The sequence below is a fragment of the Caballeronia choica genome, from assembly GCF_001544535.1.
GTDB classification, from domain to species: domain Bacteria; phylum Pseudomonadota; class Gammaproteobacteria; order Burkholderiales; family Burkholderiaceae; genus Caballeronia; species Caballeronia choica.
This window is the reverse complement of the sequence record NZ_FCON02000070.1, coordinates 22,446-39,868: the sequence shown is the minus strand read 5'-3', so window position 1 is coordinate 39,868 and position 17,423 is coordinate 22,446. Positions and strand designations below refer to the sequence as shown.

Sequence of the window (17,423 nt, the reverse complement as noted above, 5' to 3'; positions counted from 1 at the left end):
GACTTCGCCGAACGTTTCATCGGGACCGCGGTGGAACACTTCAAGAGCGTCGACATCATCGTCAACAACGCTGGCTTTACCTGGGACAACGTGGCGCAAAAGATGAGCGACGAGCAGTGGTACGCGATCATGGACTGCCATCTCACGGCACCGTTTCGCATCCTGCGCGCAGCCTATCCGATCATCAGCGCTGCCGCCAAGGCTGAAGCAGCCGAAGGCCGCGAAGTGTTCCGCAAGGTGGTGAACATCTCGTCCATCGCGGCTGGCGGCAACGCGGGGCAGATCAATTACTCGTCGGCGAAGGCGGGCATCCTGGGCATGACCAAGACCATGGCGAAGGAGTGGGGCCGCTTGAAGGTCAACGTCAATGCCGTGGCGTTCGGCTTCATCGAAACGCGTCTGACGCAGGCGCTGGCCGGCGATGAAAGCAAGACCGTCAACATTGAAGGCCGCGAGATCAAGGTCGGCGTGCAGAAGGCGATGATCGACGGCGCAAGCCAGGCGATTCCGTTGGGCCGTCCGGGCACCGCCGCGGAAGCGGCAGGCTCGGTGTACCTGTTCTGCACCCCCGAATCCAACTATGTCTCGGGTCAGGTACTCGTGTGCGGCGGCGGCTACGGCAACGTGTGATTTGCACTACGTTCCGGCCCTGTCGATCATGGGTCGGGGCCTGAATCGGGCGCTGTCGGCCGGGCCGGGTTTCGACGCCCGCCCCGCACCGCGGACAGCGCATTAGAAGGAGGGGACACCACATGTACATGACTCAGGGCTTGCATCGCACGCTGCAACGGCGTCCCAGGGACGAGGCGCTGCGCTATCTGGGCCGCGGCCTCAGCTATTCCGAACTGGCCGACCGTGTTGCGCGCCTCGCGGGCGGCTTGCGCGCGCTCGGGGTCGAAACCGGCGAGCGTGTGGCAATGCTCTCGCTCAATTCGCAGCGCTACATTGAATACTTCATGGCCGTGCCGTGGGCCGGCGCGGTGCTCAACCCCGTCAACTACCGCTGGAGCCCGGCGGAAATACGCTACTCGCTCGACGACTCCGAAACATCGGTCCTGATCGTCGATGAGACCTTCAAGAACATAGGGGCGAGGCTCGCCGGCGAGGCGAAGACGCTGCGCCAGGTGATCTACGCCGGGGACGGTGAACTGCCGCCCGGCATGCTGTCCTACGAAGCATTGATCGCAGGGAGCGAGCCGGTCGAAGACGCATACCGCCACGGCAACGATCTGGCGGGCATCTTCTACACCGGCGGCACGACGGGCTTCCCGAAGGGCGTGATGCTCAGTCACAACAACCTTTGCTCGTCGGCGGTCGGTACGCTCAATGCCGGTGCGCTCGGTGCCGACTCGCGTTTCCTGCACGTCATGCCGATGTTCCACCTGGCGGACTTTGCAGTCACCAACAGCCAGTTCGCGACCGGCGGCATGCATGTGGTGGTGCCCGGATACGACCCGCAGCGCATGCTCGAGGCGATCTCGGCCGAGCGCGTCACGGACGTTCTGCTCGCACCCACGCTGATCCAGATGGCGCTGGAATGGATGGAGCGCAATCCAGAACGCGCCGCGCAACTCGACCTGTCGTCGCTGCGCAACCTGATCTATGGCGCGGCACCGATGTCGCAAACCTTGCTGGCGCGTGCTCGGGCAGCGTTTCCGAGCGCACGCTTCTACCAGGGTTACGGCATGACGGAACTCGCGCCCAGCGTCACGCTGCTCATGCCGGAGTTTCACTCGGATGCCGGCATTGCGAGCGGCAAGATGCGCTCGATCGGCACGGCCGTCTCGATGGTCGAGGTGAAGATCGTCGACGTGCATGGCGTCGAAGTGCCGCGCGGCACGGTAGGGGAAATCGCCGTGCGTGGCCCGAACGTCATGCTGGGCTACTGGAACCGCCCGGAAGCGACCGCGCAGGCCATTCGCAACGGATGGATGCATACCGGCGACGGCGGCTACATGGACGACGAGGGTTTCGTCTATCTGGTGGACCGTCTGAAGGACATGATCGTGAGCGGCGGAGAGAACGTCTATTCCGCCGAGGTCGAGAACGCCGTCGTCAGCCACCCCGCTGTGGCGCAATGCGCCGTGATCGGCGTGCCGCACGAAAAATGGGGCGAGACGGTGCACGCGGTGGTGGTCACGAAGCCGGGCCATAGCGTCACGCTCGAAGAGATCCAGATACATTGCCGCGAACTCATCGCGGGATACAAGTGTCCGCGCAGCGTTTCGTTCGTGGACGCCATGCCGCTCTCCGGCGTGGGCAAGGTGCTCAAGACCGAGTTGCGCAAGCCCTATTGGGAAAAGTAAGGACCATGGAATGCAAGGCACCGGCGCGAGGGCGCCGGCGCCCAACTATTCGTAGAGGACATTGATGTCGGATATCCAGATTTTCCGCCGCGAAACGCGGGCCTGGCTGGAGGAGAATTGCCCGCACGAGATGCGGGTGCCGTCGGCTGGCGAGAGCGATATTTGCTGGGGCGGCCGCTCATTCAAGTTCGCGTCGCAGGCGCAGCGCACCTGGATGGAACGCATGGCCGGCCGCGGCTGGACCGTGCCCGACTGGCCGCGCGAGTATGGCGGCGGCGGACTCACGGGTGCCGAAACGAAAGTACTGCGCGAGGAGATGCGGGCGCTCGGCTGCCGCTCCCCGCTGGATAGCTTTGGCATCTGGATGCTGGGGCCAGCGCTGTTGCGCTATGGCTCCGAAGCCCAGAAGCGCGAGCATCTGCCGCGCATCGCCAGGGGTGAAATCCGCTGGTGCCAGGGGTATTCGGAACCGAATGCGGGTTCTGACCTGGCTTCGATCGCCACCCGTGCCGAAGTGGGGGACGACCACTTCATCGTCAACGGGCAGAAGATCTGGACGTCCTATGCCGACCAGTCCGACTGGATTTTTTGCCTCGTGCGCACCGACAGCGCCAGAAAGCATGAGGGCATCAGTTTCGTACTGTTCGACATGGACACCCCCGGCGTAGCGACCCGGCCGATCGAACTGATCTCAGGCAAGTCGCCATTTTGCGAAACCTATTTCGACAACGTCAAAGTGCCGATGGCGAATCTCGTCGGCGAGTTGAACGCCGGATGGACCATCGCCAAATACCTGCTCACGCATGAGCGCGAGATGATCGGGCGCGTCATGGACGCGGAAGCCGGCATCACGCTGGGGAAGGATGCTGCGAGATGGATGGGGCTGGATGCGCAAGGGAAACTGCCCGATGCAGCGCTGCGCGCGGAAATCGCCCGTGCGGAAGCGGATGAAGCGGCTTTCCGCGCGATGAAGCAGCTATTCGCCGAGCGCGCGCGACGCGGTGAAGCCCATCCGGCGTATTCGTCCGCGCTCAAGTACTACGGCGCCGAATTGAACAAGCGGCGCTACGAACTGGCGATGGCTGCCGCGGGCAGCGACGCGCTGCAATGGACTGGCGAACTCGCGGGCGACTGGCTGCGCTCAAAGGGAAATTCCATCGAAGGCGGCACGAGCGAAGTCCAGCTGAACGTGATCGCCAAGCGCATTCTCGACCTGCCCGGCGCCTGAACTGGAGAAGATGAACATGGCACTTTTGCCGAACGAAGAACAACGCATGCTGAGCGTCAGCGCGAAAGCATTCCTCGCCGACGCGGCGCCCGTGGCTCATCTGCGTGCGCTGCGCGACAGCAGCGACGCAATCGGCTACAGCGTATCGTTGTGGCGCGATTTCGCGAACCAGGGTTACAGCGGCATCCTGGTGCCGGAGCGCTTTGGCGGCCTCGGCCTGAGCATCGTCGAAGCGGGTCTGGTGGCTGAGGAACTGGGGCGCAATCTGACGCCTTCGCCGTTTCTGTCCACTGCCGTGCTGGGCGCCGTGGCGCTGGAGCGCGCCGGCAACGAGGCGCAGCAGAAGCGGCTTCTGCCCGCGATCGCCGAGTCCACGACCGTGCTGGCGCTGGCTACCGACGAATGCGCCAGACACAATCCCGAAAGCGTCACGCTGTCCGCTGTTCGTCACGGTGATGGCTTCGCCCTCAACGGCGAGAAAATCTTCGTTGTCGACGGGCATGTGGCGCAAACCCTGATCGTATCGGCACGCACGTCAGCGCATGGCATGACGCTCTTTCTGGTCGATCGGGACACTGCCGGAGTGCACATCGAACGAGCTGCGATGATCGACGCACATAACGCAGCGCGCGTGCGATTGCAGGACGTCAAGGTCGACGCGGATGCCGTGCTTGGCGCGATCGACGGCGGCCACGGCGTGTTGTCGCAGGTGCTCGACCATGGTCGGGCCATCGTGGCAGCGCAATTGGTCGGTGCCGCCGATGCGGTATTCGAGCGTACAACCACTTATCTGAAAGAGCGACGCCAGTTCGGCCGTCTCATCGGCGAGTTCCAGGCACTTCAGCACCGTGCCGCGCAGTGGTATGTCGAACTCGAACTCGCGCGTTCGATGCTGACCGAGGCGCTGCACGCGCTCGCCGGCCGATCAGCCGACGCCGGCCTGATGGTCGCCCGCGCGAAAGCACTTGCGTGCGAAGCGGCGAGCCTCGCCGTTCGCGAGGGCGTTCAGATGCACGGCGGCATGGGGATGACGGATGAACTCGATATCGGGCTCTTCATGAAGCGCGTCGGCGTTCTGCAGACCCTGTTCGGTGACACGCGTTTTCATCTGGACCGTGCCGCCACGCTGAGCGGCTATTGAAAGAGTGGGAGCGCCGCAAGAACGGTGGCGCTCCGTGTGCTGAACCGGTTGAGTGCAAACCCGAGGTCAGGCCAGTGCTTGTTGCTTAAGGCAACGCTGAACAAGTACCTGAATTTCGCCGAAGGCTACGTGGCGACAAGGCTCTCAGAGAGGCCAAAAGGACTTAATCAGCGTTGCCTTAAGAGACCAACCGGGACAGCAGAGGATCTCGCATATTTAATAGCGACGATGTCTTCCAATTTCCAGGTCTTGTCGAAATAGGGTGACGCAGGCCCGTAGAAGCGGAAGATCGGGAACCAGCCTCTACCGCGCATCGTCCCGATCCAGTTTTCCTTTTCCCGTGGTTCATCCGGGCTAAACACCACGTCGATCGAACCGTCGGCATTGACGATTGGCTCGGTGTACTGGCTAATAGACGGGAATGGCCGACCGTTTTGCAGCTCCGATCTGCTAAAGGGCGTCATAGACGAAATCATTGAAGTTTCTGGCATGCAGACCGCAATGAACCTCGCCGAAAGCTTGGATGCGCGCCTCGTTCTCCTGGATGAAACCCGATCGAGCATCCACCCGCAACTGCAGTTCGTTCTGTCCAAGGCCGCAGCGGTTGCGCGTCATTGATGATGGCCGCGCGTTCGCCACAAGAATATCGAAACCGCCCGCACTGAACGTCGAACCCGTCAAAACGGGTCAGCAATCTGGCCCATTGCCGACGTGGAACTCGACGCCCCATTGTCGGCTCGGCGCGAAAGCGCGTCGCCGGATTGCCGCGATGAAGGGCCGTTGTGCTGTGAGATCGGGACCAGTGATGCGGCCCTTACCAGTTCAGTTTGAGTCCGGATTCGGTTGCCCGATGGCGATCATCGTCGTCCGCGTGCAGGTATTGACTGGTGGTGGAAATCGATGCGTGTCCGAGGTTGTCGCGCACGTAACGCAGGTCAACCTGGCCGTCCATCATGTGTGAACCGGCGGTATGGCGTAGCCAGTGGGCCGATGCTTGCCTGAGGCGCTCTGCGGCTCGCTCGCGAGGTTCGCCGCTCGACGTGAGATGGTCAATCGCATTCTCAAAGACCTGCTTCACGATCAGGTGCACGCCACCGCGCGTCATCGGCCGATGGAGGCCACCGATTGGCAACAGCAGCGGCGTCGGCTCGTGCGGGTAGGGCAGCGCCGGCAGATCGTAGTGCCGCCGGTAGCGAGCCAGCTCCGCCATCAACTCCGCAGTGGCCGGCAGCAAGCGCTCCTTGTTGCCCTTGCCGGTGATCGCGAGCCACCAGCGCTCCTGGCCGTCGCGGTCGCGCCGCTTGAAGAACCCGCCCATCGGATTGCCCACGACTTCCGAAATTCGCAGCCCCATCAGATACAGCAATGAAATCAGCCAGCGCACCCGCGCGTGGTGTTCCTGCTCGCGCGCGGTGTCCCGCGGCATCACTTCGACGGAGTGTTTGAGCGCCTGCCACAGATCGTCCTCGAGGTAGCGGGTCACCCGCGGCTTCGACTTGCGCGCCCGCTGGCGTGACAACGACAGCGGATTGCCCGCCAGATAGCCGGCGGTGACGAGCCACGCAAACAGCGTATTCAGGATCACGAACGCCTGCCGCTGGCTGGCCGGCGACAGCGGTCCCGCAAACGGCCGCCAGTCGGGTTCGGCCCGCGCGACCTTGCGCCCGTGCATCACCCAGCGCGCAGCAGGTTGCGGATCGGCCAGGAAGCGCTGATAGCCAAGCAGATCCTCGTGCGTGAGCGAGGAGAGCGGCTTGCGCAACTCGACGGTCGACCACAGCAGCAGACGCTCGGCTTCCTTGCGATAGCTGTCGAAGGTGGCTTGGGACTCGACGAAGCGCGCGAGCCACGCCTTGATCGCGTCGATATCGTGATCGGCGGCGATCTGTGCGCGCACGCCGATCGCGCGGTTCAGACCATGACGGCCATCGAGTTCGGACGGCAACTGGGCGCGTTCGAGCGGGGCGAGCGCGCTCCCAGGCGCGTCGCTGGGGCTAAAAACGGACTGCGGCAGGAATTGACCGGCAGTGCGGCGGCAGTGGACAGCGCCCGCGCGAAGGGCGCCGAACTCGAGCAGCAAGTGGCGGCGGTGACGGCCGCCTGCGAAGCATTCAAATCGCAGTTGCAACGCGCGCAACGGGAACAGGCCGAGTTGCAGCGTGAGCTGGAGGCGGCCCGGAGGGATTTTGCGGCGGAACTCGAGAAGCAACGCGCAGCCGGTGAACTGGCCGAGGAGCGGCTGCGGGCCACCGAGACGCGCGCGTTGCTCGAGATCGACCGCGAGCGGGTCGCGGCGAGCCGCGCGCAGAAAGCGCTCGACGACCTGGTGCGCAAGTCGGAGCAGCGCGACGAGCGCTATCGGAAGCAGGAAGCGGCGCTGCAGGCGCAAGTCGGCGACTTGCGTCATCAGGTGGGTATCCTGGAAGGGAATCTCTCGGCCGGGCAGGCTGAGAACAAGGCGTTAAGCGTCCAGTTAGCGCGCGCTCAAGATCAACTGACCCGCGCCGCAACGCGACGTCTCGAGCACGCGTCGGCCGAGCGATCCCCCCGCGGCACGACAGCGACGAAGGCGAGCGGCAGACAAGAAGTGCCGCCAAAGAAATCGTCAAAGCGTCAGGTCGGCCCGAAGTGAGGAACGAATCGGAGGTGCCGATGCGCGGTTACTTTGGAAACAGATGCTGGAGCCTCAGTGATAGTCGTCCTCCAGTTGGTGCCGGATGGCCAGCACCGTGACCGTTTCACTGTCTTCGATTTCAAACAATGCGACGTATCCGCTGCGCCCAAATGGAATGATCAACTCCCGCAGAAACGGCGCTTCAGATCGCGCTTTGCGGCACGTGAAAGGCGAACTCCTGAGCGTTGCGACGCCGTCGCGAATCGCCTGCAGAGCGTTTTCGGCAAGCTTGAAATCAGTGGCATCGCGCTCAAGGATAAATTCGTAAAGTCGCTCGAGATCGGCCGCGGCTTCAAGGGTAAAACGAACCGCGAACGTCATCGAGCGAGCGTGCGACCCGACTTGGCTTCCGCAAGCCGACCTTCCAGCGTAGACACGACTTCATCGGCCGACACGTACTGACCGTTCTCCTTGGCTAGGTCGCGCGAAGCGAGCCCGCGGGCAACAAAATCACCCTGCAAACGTCGCCGCTCAATATTGGCGCGGATTGACTGTTCGACAAACGCCGATAGGCTCTCCCCATCGGACAGCACGCTTTCGGCTGCCTCGCGCAATTCCGGCTCTACCCGCACGGAGGGGAATGTGGCGGTTTTCATGATGGAAACTCCTGCATCGCAATTGCGATACATTTTGCCCTGTTTTCGGTTTGAGCGCAAAGCCCGGTGAGGTTATTTGGGGTCATCATAGCGCTGGCAGCTAGTCGCGCGTCCCTGACTGCTGGGTGCACCACCCTTCGGCCAGAAGTGGGTTCTTCAACGGCGCCAAGTGGTCGGACTTGATTCTCCCGATGCGCGAACCTGGGGGTACTCGTTCGCCCAGGCTGTAGCCGCTGCCGTTCTGGCTGGCTTCGCGCCTGCGATCCCTGACATGGCTGACCCACACATTTCACAGCAGTGCGATGGTCGGTGTCTGGCTGGCAATCAATGCTGACATCAGTCTTCTCGCGGCGCTCGCGTTGGACAAGAAAAGGACAGCAGCGCGACAGGCGGATAGGCTTCAGTAGTTGTGGCGAAAAAAGGACGCTAATCCGCACTTGATCCGACCGCGCCACCGACTGTGAAGTGATACAGCCCTTGCCGCGCATGCTTCGAGGTAGAGTGCGTGGCCGAGCCTGCTTTGCGCTTGGCTTGCTGACGCGGTTTGTAAGCGCCCTGCAGGAGCCATTGCGTTACCGCCATCTATTCTGGGAATGCGGCATGCTCCCTCCACACGATGCACCAATAGCGAGGATGCACCGCGGCGGGAGGGACGAGTTTGCCAAAGGCCAAGAAATGCGTTGCTCACCCAGTGTAGCGCGCGCTAAACCATTCAATCCCGAAGCCTCGTTCGGCAAGGCGACGGTGGCTCGAGTTGGCGTTATTGATCGCATTGAGGACGTATCTGGCGAACACCATCTTACTCAGATTCACCGGTCCCACACCTCGTGCGGAATCGGCAACCCTTCAAGATCGGCTGCAGTCACCGGCTCATCCGGCTTGATACCGTTGCTCTCCAGTATCAGCATGACCTGCCGCGTATGCTGGGCGGCATGCCACGCGGTGCGTTCGAGGACTTCGTGAAATGGCCGGACACCATAATAGGTTTGCACCGTGAAGTCCGTGCCCAGATCCTTCTGCGTGTCCCACCACGCCAGGAACCGTGCATGCACGTCCTCGCCCCACCTTGCGATGTCCTCACCGCTCCAGTCAGCGGGCGGAAGTTCATCGAATGATTCGAAGCGCAACGCAATACCTTGCGCCGCTTCCATGCCCATCTCGGCGACGCGGAATATGTGAAACGCAAGTCCCGCTGGCGTCCGGTTGCGGTTGCGGAAAGGCGTCTTGAGCTGCTCGGGCGTGAACTGACGCACGTAGCGTGCGTTCGCGTTCATCAGCAAGTCGAGCTTCGACATGAGTTGCACGGGCGGAAGCGGCTCCATCACGCGGGTTTTCAGATCGAGGAACTTGATGACGTCGTGGATCGACTGGCAGAACGTATAACGCTTACCGATCGATACCACCGGCACGCTGCGCGCGCCAAGTTCAATCAGTTGAGCGCGTGCGGCCGGATCGTTATGAACGTCCAGCGATTCATACTCGATACCCTGTTCCGTCAGAAACTCTTTCGTGCGCAGGCACGACGAACACCCCGGTTGCCAGAATACCTTGATGCGCGCGGCCGTCGGTGTCTCGGTCATTGTCGTTCTCCAGGATGAACGTATCGGTCAGGGGGCTTTGACCAGGCGTTGATGCCACTTCAGCAGCGCGAGATTCACTACGGTCGCGAAAATGAAAAGAAGACTTGCGAGCGCCATGATGGTCTGCGAATCGTTGCGGCCCATCGCGATCATCAGCATGTGTCCGATACCGCTTTGCGACGCGAACATCTCGCCGATCAGCGTGCCGAGCAACGTCAACGAAAAGCCGATACGCAAGCCCGCAAGCACTTCGGGCACGGCGGCCGGCAGCAATACGTAACGTGCATACGCCACCGGCGACAGCCGGCACGCACGCGCCGTGCGCGCGAACACGGGACGCATGTTGCGCACGGCGTTCATCGTGAAAATGGTGATCGGGATGATGCCGTGGATCACGCCGAACGTGACCTTTGCGTAAAGCCCGAGCCCGAACATCAGCAGCACGACGGGGTAGAGCGTGATCTTCGGAATGGCATAGAACGCCATCAGGATCGGTTCGACGATGTCGCCCGCCAGGCGTCGCGCGCCGAGCACCAGGCCGAGGCATACGCCGCCGATGCACGATATCGCGAAGCCCAGCGCGAACGCGACCGACGTCACGCGCAGGTTATCCGGGAAGTCGTCGTCGCTCAAGATCGACTTGAGCTTGAGGAACGTGAGCCACGGACCGGGCAGCACCTCGGCGCCGAGCAGCGAGCTTGCCATCTGCCAAAGCGCGAGGAGCGCGACGACGAGCAGCGCGCCATCGCTCCACTTGCGGTGCTGATGCGCCGGCTTGAGCGGTGAACTTAATAACGTGCTCATGCGGACGCCCTCCGGGTGCGGCTGTAGAGACGTTCTTCGGCCATGTGCAGCAGCATGTTCAGCGTGCCGACGAATACGAGTAGCAGAAGCATGAGGCCGTACATCGTCGGGTTATCGAAGTTGTTATACGCATATGCGATCCGGAACCCGAAGCCCGAACCGGCCAGCACGAACTCGCCCGCGATCACCGCGATGAACGCATACACCACCGCCAGCTTGACGCCCGTGAACACAAACGGCAGGCTTGCGGGTAGTGTGATCAGCCGGATTTCATCGATCGTGCTCATGCGCATCGCGCGCGCCGAGCGCATCAGCACGCGCGGAACGCGTTCGAGTCCGTTGAGCGTGTTGGTCGCCATCGCGACGACGCCGAACAGAAAGCCGATCGCAACCAGCGGCCAGCGGTTCAGGCCGAAGATGACAATCAGCACCGGATACACCACGAAGATGGGCACGGCGTAGTAGGAGAGCAGGAGCGGATCGACAACGCGGCGCAGGCGCGGCAGCTTGAACAGGCACACGCCGAAGAAGAAGCCGCCCGCGACCGCGAGCAGTACCGCGAGCGACGCATTGGCAAGCGTCTGCAGGATGTCGTTCGTGTAGTCGCCCGACGCCAGCAGCGCCCACGCGCCTTCCGCCATTTTCGAGGGAGGAATGAACGAGACGGGATCGATCCAGGCGCGCCGGCTCGCGACTTCCAGCGCGACGACAAACGCCACGACGAGCGACAGACGCCACCGCGCGGCGAGCTTCATGACTGGTTTCCGAGCGCTTTCAGCGCCTCGCCTCGCAACAGGCCCCAGACCTTCGCCGTCAGTTCGCCGAAGCGCGGGTCGAGCGCGGTGTTGCTGTCGCGCTGCCGTGACCAGCCTGTATGTATCGTTTCAATGAAGCGTCCCGGACATGACGACATCACGCCGATACGGTCGGAGAGCAGCACGGCTTCGTCGATGGAATGGGTAATCAGCATCACCGTCGCCCCTGTCTCGCGCCAGAGATTGAGCATCTCTTCGCCCATCAGCAGGCGCGTTTGCTGATCGAGCGCGCCGAAGGGTTCGTCAAGCAGCATGAGGCGTGGACGAACGACCATCGCGCGGGCAATGCACACGCGCTGGCGCATGCCGCCTGAGAGCTGCGCCGGATACGCATGCGTGAACGCCTTGAGACCCATGAACGCGAGCGCATGCTCCACACGCTCGCGGATCTCGTTCTCGGCGACGCCGGCGCGGCGCGCCCCGAACGCGGCGTTATCGTAGACGTCGAGCCAGGGAAACGTCGCGTCCTCCTGGAAGACTATAGCGACGCCTTCCGGCACTTTGTCGCGCACCGGCGCGCCTTCAAACGTGACGGTCCCGGAACTCGCGGCATTGAGGCCCGCGATGACGTCGAGCAGCGTGGACTTGCCGCAGCCGGACGGGCCGACCACGGAGAAGAACTCGCCTGCCTGGAGATCCAGGCTGACGGGGCCGAGCGCATGAAACGGCGGCTTGCCTTTCTGGCCGGCGTAGATGCGGGTGACGTCGGTGAGGGCAGCATGGATCGTGGACGGCGTGCGATCCGGCACCACCATTAGCGGTACGCGTTTCATTGACAACCTCACTTGGAACGCTCGCTTGCCGGCAGCATGGATTCATCGACGATCGTCTTCCAGTCGAACGGGCCCGGCTCGATCGCCTTGATCAGCACGAGACCCTTGAGCACTTCGTCCATGCTCGTGTAGTTGAAGCGGCCTGTGCTCCAGTAATTCGGGTCCGTGTTGAGGCAGTTGTCGATCGCGGATTTGGCGACCGCCGGGTCGATCTTGTATGCCTTCGCGAGAATTTGCGCGGATTCCTCACGATGCGCCGTGATGTAGCGCACGCCCTTGCTGCGCGCATCGATAATCGCCTTTACCGTCTCCGGATGCGCCTTCAGGTAGTCGGTGCGCACGACGCCCACGGTCTGCGTTTCGGCGGGCACGATGTCGGTCGAGCGAAACGCGATCTTCAACTGATCCTTGCGTGCGCTGAACGAGGGTTCGGTCATGTACGCGACATCCACGGCGTGCTGCTGCAGCGCGATCATCATCGTGCCGGATGCGCCAACGGGCTTGCGCTGAACCTGGCCGGTCAATCCCGCGCGCTCGAGTGCGACGATCGTGATCATTTCGGTCATCGACTTCGGGCTGCTATAGCCTATGGTCTTGCCTTTCATCTGCGCGATGCCGTTCACGTTCGAGTCCTTCAACTGCACCCATAGCAAGTCCGCGACGCTCTGCACGCCGCTATGGACGATCGTGATCGGCACACCTTGCTTGATCGCGGCGATGGCCGCCGGTAACGCGACTTCGCCGTATGGAATCTCGGACGCCATGGCGTTGCGCACCGACGTGCCGCCGCCTTCCGATGTGATGAAACCGGTGACGTCGACGCCGCTCTGCTTGAAGTAGCCTTTGTCCAGCGCCACCGCGAAGGGCACGCCATACATGCCATCGATCCAGTGAGTCACGGTCAGCGTAGCGGCCTGGCTTGCGGTGCTCGCAACGCTCGCAGTCACGAATGCGGCGAAAGTGGCAAGCCGCAGCAGGGCGTGGATGGCTTTCATCGGATGTCTCCTGAACTTCAGGTTTTGAATGGTGTGTGCCGAAAGTGTAGGACACGTTTTAAGGCGAGGAGGAGCTCGTTGCATGCTTGTTTACACCTAAATCCAGGCTACAGCGCCGTGGGAAGGGCAATCGGCGCCTCAGCCGAGGGTAAGTACCGTGTCGATTAATCAGTATTTCACTAGGTTTGTCCTACACTTTTAGTGGATACTTTACCCAAACAGCACGGCGGCTTGCGCTGTGTCCAACCATGCAGACCATGAATTACGAATCAGTCGAACCCGCTGACGACGCCGGCCACGCCTCGCTCGAACCGGTCCTGCGCACCGGCGAGACGGTCGATCGCACCGCCGACCTGCTCAAGCGCAAGATCCTCGAGGGCAGTCTCGTGCCCGGTCAGCGGTTGATATCGCGCGATCTGGTCGAGGAACTCGGCATTAGCCGCGGCCCGCTGCGCGAAGCGTTCCGGCGTCTTGCCGCCGATGGCCTCGTCGATCTCATTCCGAATCGCGGTGCGGTGGTGCGCCGTTTATCCGTCGATGAAATCGCGCACATCTATCAGATCCGCGAGGCGCTCGAAGGCTATGCGGCGCGGCGTGCGGCCCAAATGATCGATGTGGGCGACAACCGCGCCCGCTTTACCGAAGTGCTTGAGCGTGGAAGGCGTCATTTCACGCAGCCCGATTTCCAGGCGTTCGTAGTGGACAACCGGCAGTTCCACAGGATCATCGTGGACATGTGCGGCAATCCTCAATTAAGCGAATTGATCGACAAGTATCAACTGCCGGTGTTCATGATTCAGCTGCGCCAGCGCATTGGCGTTGACCAAATCGTGCGCAATGCGCTTGCTGAACACGAGGCGATCGCGACCGGAATCCTGGCGGGCGACCCGGACGCTGCCGCAGAAGCCATGTGCCGGCATCTGTGGCATTCAGCCGATGAACTGGTGAAACTGCCAGAGTTGAAGCTGCCGGGTGACGCCGTATGAGTGACGCTCCATGAGTGCCGCGATTCGCTAAGCACGGCGGCAGAAGACTCCGTTCCGCCCAACGAAAAGGAAACGACGCGTGGCCAAGACCCTGTTCGACAAAATCTGGGATCAGCACGTCATCGAGGAATTGCCGGGCGGAGTGAGCCTGCTGCACGTCGATCGTCATCTGATGCACGAGCTGACGAGCGTGGCGGCAATCCGCCAACTGGAAGCACGCGGCGCGCGAGTGCATGATCCGTCGCTCACGTTCGCCACGCTTGATCACGTGATCTCGACGCGCCCCGGCCGCACTGCCGGTGATGAAGCCTGGAGCACCATCGCTATCGAGACGCTGCGCGAGCAGACAGCGCGGCTCCGCATCCCGCTTTTTGATGTCGATGACGGCCGTCAGGGCATCGTGCACGTGATTGGTCCGGAACTCGGGCTGACCTTGCCGGGCCTGTTGCTTGTCTGCGCCGACAGCCACACCTGCACGCATGGCGCGCTCGGCGCGATTGCCTTCGGTATCGGTTCGACGGAACAGGTACACGTGCTCGCCACGCAGACGATCCGGCAGAAGCGGCCGAACACGTGCCGCGTGCGCTTCGAAGGCGCGACTCGTCCCGGCGTGGAAGCGAAGGACATGATCCTGTATCTGGTCGGCGCGCTGGGCACGTCGGGCGGGACGGGTTATGCCATCGAATATGCGGGTCCGGCGATCCGCGCCTTGCCGGTGGAAGCGCGCCTGACGCTCTGCAACGTCTCGATCGAACTCGGCGCGAAGGTCGGCATGATCGCGCCCGACGACGTGACGTTCGCCTACATAGAGGGCCGTGACTATGCGCCGGCGGGTGCGGCGCTTGATGAAGCCATCGCACAATGGAAACAACTCGCAAGCGACGACGATGCCGTATTCGACAAGGAAATCACGATCGATGCCACGCTGATTCGCCCGCAAATCACATGGGGCACGAGCCCGGAGCATGTGATCGCGATCGACGGGCAAGTGCCCGACCCGCTCAACGAACCCGATCCCGCGCGACGCGAGTCGCTCGAGAAGGCGCTGGCTTATATGCAGCTCACGCCGGGGCAGCGACTCGATCAGACGCCGATCGACCGCGTGTTCATCGGATCGTGCACGAACAGCCGGCTGAGCGATTTGCGCAACGCGGCGCAAGTCGTCAAGGGCCAGCAAGTGGCCGCGCATGTGACGGCGTGGGTGGTGCCGGGTTCCCTCGAGGTCAAGCGCGACGCCGAACGTGAAGGCCTCGACCAGATCTTCCTGGACGCCGGTTTCGAATGGCGCGAACCGGGCTGTTCGATGTGTGTCGGCGCGAATGGCGACATGGTCGGGCCGGGCGAGCGCTGCGTATCGACGTCCAATCGCAACTTCGTCGGCAGGCAAGGTCCTGGCGCGCTCACGCATCTTGCCAGTCCGCGCGTGGCGGCGGCGAGCGCCATCTCCGGCAGGATCTCCATGCCGCAAGCGGAGGCCGTTGCATGAAAGCGTTCACTGTTTGCGAAGGCATTGCCGCGCCGCTGATGCGCGACAACATCGACACCGACATGATCGTGCGCGTGGAGCGGATTGCACAACTCCAGCGCGGACAGTTCGCGCCCTGGGCGTTCGAGATGTTGCGCTATCAAGCGGATGGCGCCGAAGACCGCGGCTTCATCCTCAACCAGCCGCGATTCCGGGACGCGCAAATCCTGCTGTCAGGTGCGAACTTCGGCTGCGGCAGCTCGCGCGAGATGGCGGTCTGGGCTCTCGAGGAATTCGGCATCCGCTGCGTGATCGCACAGAGCTTCGGCGATATCTTCTACGCCAACTGCCTGCAGAACGGGCTATTGCCGATTCGCCTGGACGCGGCGCAGATCGAATCGTTGGCAGGGCGCGCCGCGCTTGGGGAACGGCTTCGCGTCGACCTCCAGGCGCGCACGATCGCGGCGCCCGGCATCGATCAAATTGCATTCGATTTCCCCGACGACCGCCGTGAAGCCTTGCTGGAAGGTATCGACGAAATCGACCAGACGACGAAACTCAACGCACACATCCTGGCGTTTCAGCACGATGACGTGCTCAAACGGCCGTGGGTCTATGTCGAACCCTGCGTCCAACGCTGAACGAATATTGATCGGAGCCGAAACCATGGTGAGCAGCACGGTGCACGCAGGCGCACGACTCGACCGATTGCCTACATCGCGGTTCCACCGGCGAATCCTGTGGCTGATCGGCGGCGGCATGTTTCTCGATTCGTTCGATATCTACCTTGCTGGTGGCGTGCTTGGTGCGCTCACTCGCAGCGGCTGGTCGAGCATGCAACTGAACGCCGCGTTCCTGTCTTCCACGTTCATCGGCATGTTGATCGGCGCGTTCACCGCCGGTATTCTCGGCGATGCAAAAGGCCGCAAGTTTACCTACCAGTTCAATCTGGCGATCTTCGGGCTCGCATCGCTTGCGGGCGCGTTTGCCCCCAATATGACCTGGCTGATCGTGTGCCGCTTCTTCATGGGACTTGGGCTGGGCGCGGAAATCGTAGTGGGCTACGGGTCCATCGGCGAATTCATTCCGCCTGCCGTGCGCGGCCGATGGTCGGCGTATCTGTCACTGATCACCAACTCCGCGCTGTTCTTTTCCACCTTCCTCGGCTACCTGGTCATTCCGGCAGTCGGCTGGCGTTCGATGTTCGCGCTTGTCGGCGTTGGCGCGATGGTGGTCTGGCTGCTGCGCAAGAAGATGCCCGAGTCGCCGCGCTGGCTCGAATCGAAAGGACGACTGGATGAAGCCGACGCGATCCTGAAGAGCATCGAGGCCGAGACCGCAGAAGGGCGCGAACTGCCGCCGATCGTCGAACCCGTGCGCGCGCCGCTCCGCACGACCACGCTCGGCAGCCTGTTCAGGCCGCCGCTGCTGCGCCGCACCGTGCTCGCGGTAACGATCCAAATAGCCATCAATGTCGTGATCTATGGGTTCATCGTATGGGTGCCGACGTTCCTCATGAAGCAGGGGCACGGCGTGGCGTCATCGCTCGGCTATTCCACGCTGATGTCGCTCGGCGGTCCGGCTGGCGCGCTGATCGGCGTGTTAATCGCCGATCGCATCGGCCGCAAGAACGGGCTGATCGGCATTGCGGTGCTTGCGGCGATTGTCGGTTGGCTCTACGGCAACTCTACGAGCGTCGGGATGGCCACGCTGCTCGGCTTCACGCTATTTACGCTGACCTACCTCATGGTCGCGCTCGGCATCGCAACATATATCCCCGAGCTGTTCGCCACCGAAAACCGCATGCGTGCGAACGGCATCGCGGGGTCGGCGGGACGGCTGTCGGGCATCGTCGCGCCGCAACTGGTGGTGCTGATGTACGTGTCGGGCGGCATCAAGGACGTCCTGTCGATGATCAGCGGCGCGCTCGTTTTGATGGTCGCGGTGCTTGTGATCTTCGGCGTCGAAACGAACCGGCGTTCGCTGGAAGAAATCGCAAACGTCTCCGATGACGAATCGCTTCGTCAACCTGCTGCCGAACTTCCCGGCAACTGACTCCA

At 62.5% G+C, this 17,423-nt stretch carries 19 protein-coding genes; 9 read left to right on the top strand and 10 right to left on the bottom strand.

The genetic code is table 11. The features are described from left to right. The 4 genes from AWB68_RS25975 to AWB68_RS25960 form a co-directional block, all read left to right on the top strand. Positions 1-630 (top strand): SDR family NAD(P)-dependent oxidoreductase (locus tag AWB68_RS25975; protein ID WP_087647211.1); only part of this gene is annotated, 630 nt, incomplete at its 5' end. A gap of 122 nt (positions 631-752) precedes the next feature. Further along, positions 753-2,306: a long-chain-fatty-acid--CoA ligase gene (locus tag AWB68_RS25970; protein WP_087647210.1), complete on the top strand. Its 1,554-nt coding sequence runs from the start codon at positions 753-755 to the stop codon at positions 2,304-2,306. A 64-nt stretch (positions 2,307-2,370) separates the two neighbouring features. After that, entirely contained in the window at positions 2,371-3,534 is a 1,164-nt protein-coding gene (locus AWB68_RS25965; RefSeq protein WP_087647209.1) for an acyl-CoA dehydrogenase family protein, read from the top strand. A gap of 16 nt (positions 3,535-3,550) precedes the next feature. Next, positions 3,551-4,675 (top strand): acyl-CoA dehydrogenase family protein, encoded by a 1,125-nt coding sequence (locus AWB68_RS25960; RefSeq protein WP_087647208.1) that lies wholly within the window; start codon positions 3,551-3,553, stop codon positions 4,673-4,675. A 167-nt stretch (positions 4,676-4,842) separates the two neighbouring features. Here AWB68_RS25960 and AWB68_RS25955 read toward each other — a convergent pair whose 3' ends face one another. The 3 genes from AWB68_RS25955 to AWB68_RS25950 form a co-directional block, all read right to left on the bottom strand. After that, a complete protein-coding gene (locus tag AWB68_RS25955) occupies positions 4,843-5,151 on the bottom strand; it encodes a DUF1214 domain-containing protein (protein ID WP_235028502.1) in 309 nt (102 codons plus the stop codon). Then, positions 5,126-5,290: a hypothetical protein gene (locus tag AWB68_RS49665; RefSeq protein ID WP_235028501.1), complete on the bottom strand. Its 165-nt coding sequence runs from the start codon at positions 5,288-5,290 to the stop codon at positions 5,126-5,128. The genes AWB68_RS25955 and AWB68_RS49665 overlap by 26 nt, the downstream gene beginning before the upstream one ends. A gap of 199 nt (positions 5,291-5,489) precedes the next feature. Beyond that, positions 5,490-6,620: a tyrosine-type recombinase/integrase gene (locus tag AWB68_RS25950; protein WP_374729608.1), complete on the bottom strand. Its 1,131-nt coding sequence runs from the start codon at positions 6,618-6,620 to the stop codon at positions 5,490-5,492. Here AWB68_RS25950 and AWB68_RS49660 point away from each other — a divergent pair. Beyond that, a complete protein-coding gene (locus AWB68_RS49660; protein WP_235028504.1) occupies positions 6,594-7,307 on the top strand; it encodes a coiled-coil domain-containing protein in 714 nt (237 codons plus the stop codon). The genes AWB68_RS25950 and AWB68_RS49660 overlap by 27 nt on opposite strands. A gap of 54 nt (positions 7,308-7,361) precedes the next feature. Here the strand turns inward: AWB68_RS49660 and AWB68_RS25945 are convergent, their stop codons facing one another. The 7 genes from AWB68_RS25945 to AWB68_RS25915 form a co-directional block, all read right to left on the bottom strand. After that, on the bottom strand, positions 7,362-7,670 hold the full coding sequence (locus AWB68_RS25945) for a type II toxin-antitoxin system RelE/ParE family toxin (protein WP_087647205.1): 309 nt from the start codon (positions 7,668-7,670) through the stop codon (positions 7,362-7,364). Further along, complete coding sequence (locus AWB68_RS25940) at positions 7,667-7,945, bottom strand: YlcI/YnfO family protein (protein WP_087647204.1); 279 nt, start codon at positions 7,943-7,945, stop codon at positions 7,667-7,669. The genes AWB68_RS25945 and AWB68_RS25940 overlap by 4 nt, the downstream gene beginning before the upstream one ends. A gap of 809 nt (positions 7,946-8,754) precedes the next feature. Continuing rightward, positions 8,755-9,525, bottom strand: coding sequence for a glutaredoxin domain-containing protein (locus tag AWB68_RS25935; protein WP_087647203.1), 771 nt, complete (start codon positions 9,523-9,525; stop codon positions 8,755-8,757). 27 nt (positions 9,526-9,552) lie between these two features. After that, a complete protein-coding gene (locus AWB68_RS25930; RefSeq protein ID WP_087647202.1) occupies positions 9,553-10,329 on the bottom strand; it encodes an ABC transporter permease in 777 nt (258 codons plus the stop codon). Then, positions 10,326-11,084 carry an ABC transporter permease gene (locus tag AWB68_RS25925; RefSeq protein ID WP_087647201.1) on the bottom strand — a complete coding sequence of 253 codons (759 nt, stop codon included), beginning with the start codon at positions 11,082-11,084 and terminating at the stop codon, positions 10,326-10,328. The genes AWB68_RS25930 and AWB68_RS25925 overlap by 4 nt, the downstream gene beginning before the upstream one ends. After that, entirely contained in the window at positions 11,081-11,917 is an 837-nt protein-coding gene (locus tag AWB68_RS25920; protein ID WP_087647200.1) for an ABC transporter ATP-binding protein, read from the bottom strand. The genes AWB68_RS25925 and AWB68_RS25920 overlap by 4 nt, the downstream gene beginning before the upstream one ends. Before the next feature lie 8 nt (positions 11,918-11,925). Next, positions 11,926-12,912, bottom strand: a complete 987-nt coding sequence (locus AWB68_RS25915) for an ABC transporter substrate-binding protein (protein WP_087647199.1) — start codon at positions 12,910-12,912, stop codon at positions 11,926-11,928. Between the two features lie 257 nt (positions 12,913-13,169). Here AWB68_RS25915 and AWB68_RS25910 point away from each other — a divergent pair, with 257 nt between their 5' ends. The 4 genes from AWB68_RS25910 (at position 13,170) to AWB68_RS25895 (ending at position 17,418) form a co-directional block, all read left to right on the top strand. Beyond that, positions 13,170-13,898, top strand: coding sequence for a GntR family transcriptional regulator (locus AWB68_RS25910; protein WP_160110066.1), 729 nt, complete (start codon positions 13,170-13,172; stop codon positions 13,896-13,898). Between the two features lie 79 nt (positions 13,899-13,977). After that, positions 13,978-15,384, top strand: coding sequence for a 3-isopropylmalate dehydratase large subunit (gene leuC / locus AWB68_RS25905; protein WP_087647197.1), 1,407 nt, complete (start codon positions 13,978-13,980; stop codon positions 15,382-15,384). Then, the gene (gene leuD / locus AWB68_RS25900) at positions 15,381-16,004 is read left to right on the top strand and encodes a 3-isopropylmalate dehydratase small subunit (protein ID WP_087647196.1); all 624 of its coding nucleotides are present in this window, start codon (positions 15,381-15,383) and stop codon (positions 16,002-16,004) included. Before leuC ends, leuD begins: the two co-directional genes overlap by 4 nt. 25 nt (positions 16,005-16,029) lie before the next feature. After that, a complete protein-coding gene (locus AWB68_RS25895; RefSeq protein WP_087647195.1) occupies positions 16,030-17,418 on the top strand; it encodes an MFS transporter in 1,389 nt (462 codons plus the stop codon). The last annotated feature ends 5 nt before the right edge of the window (positions 17,419-17,423 follow it).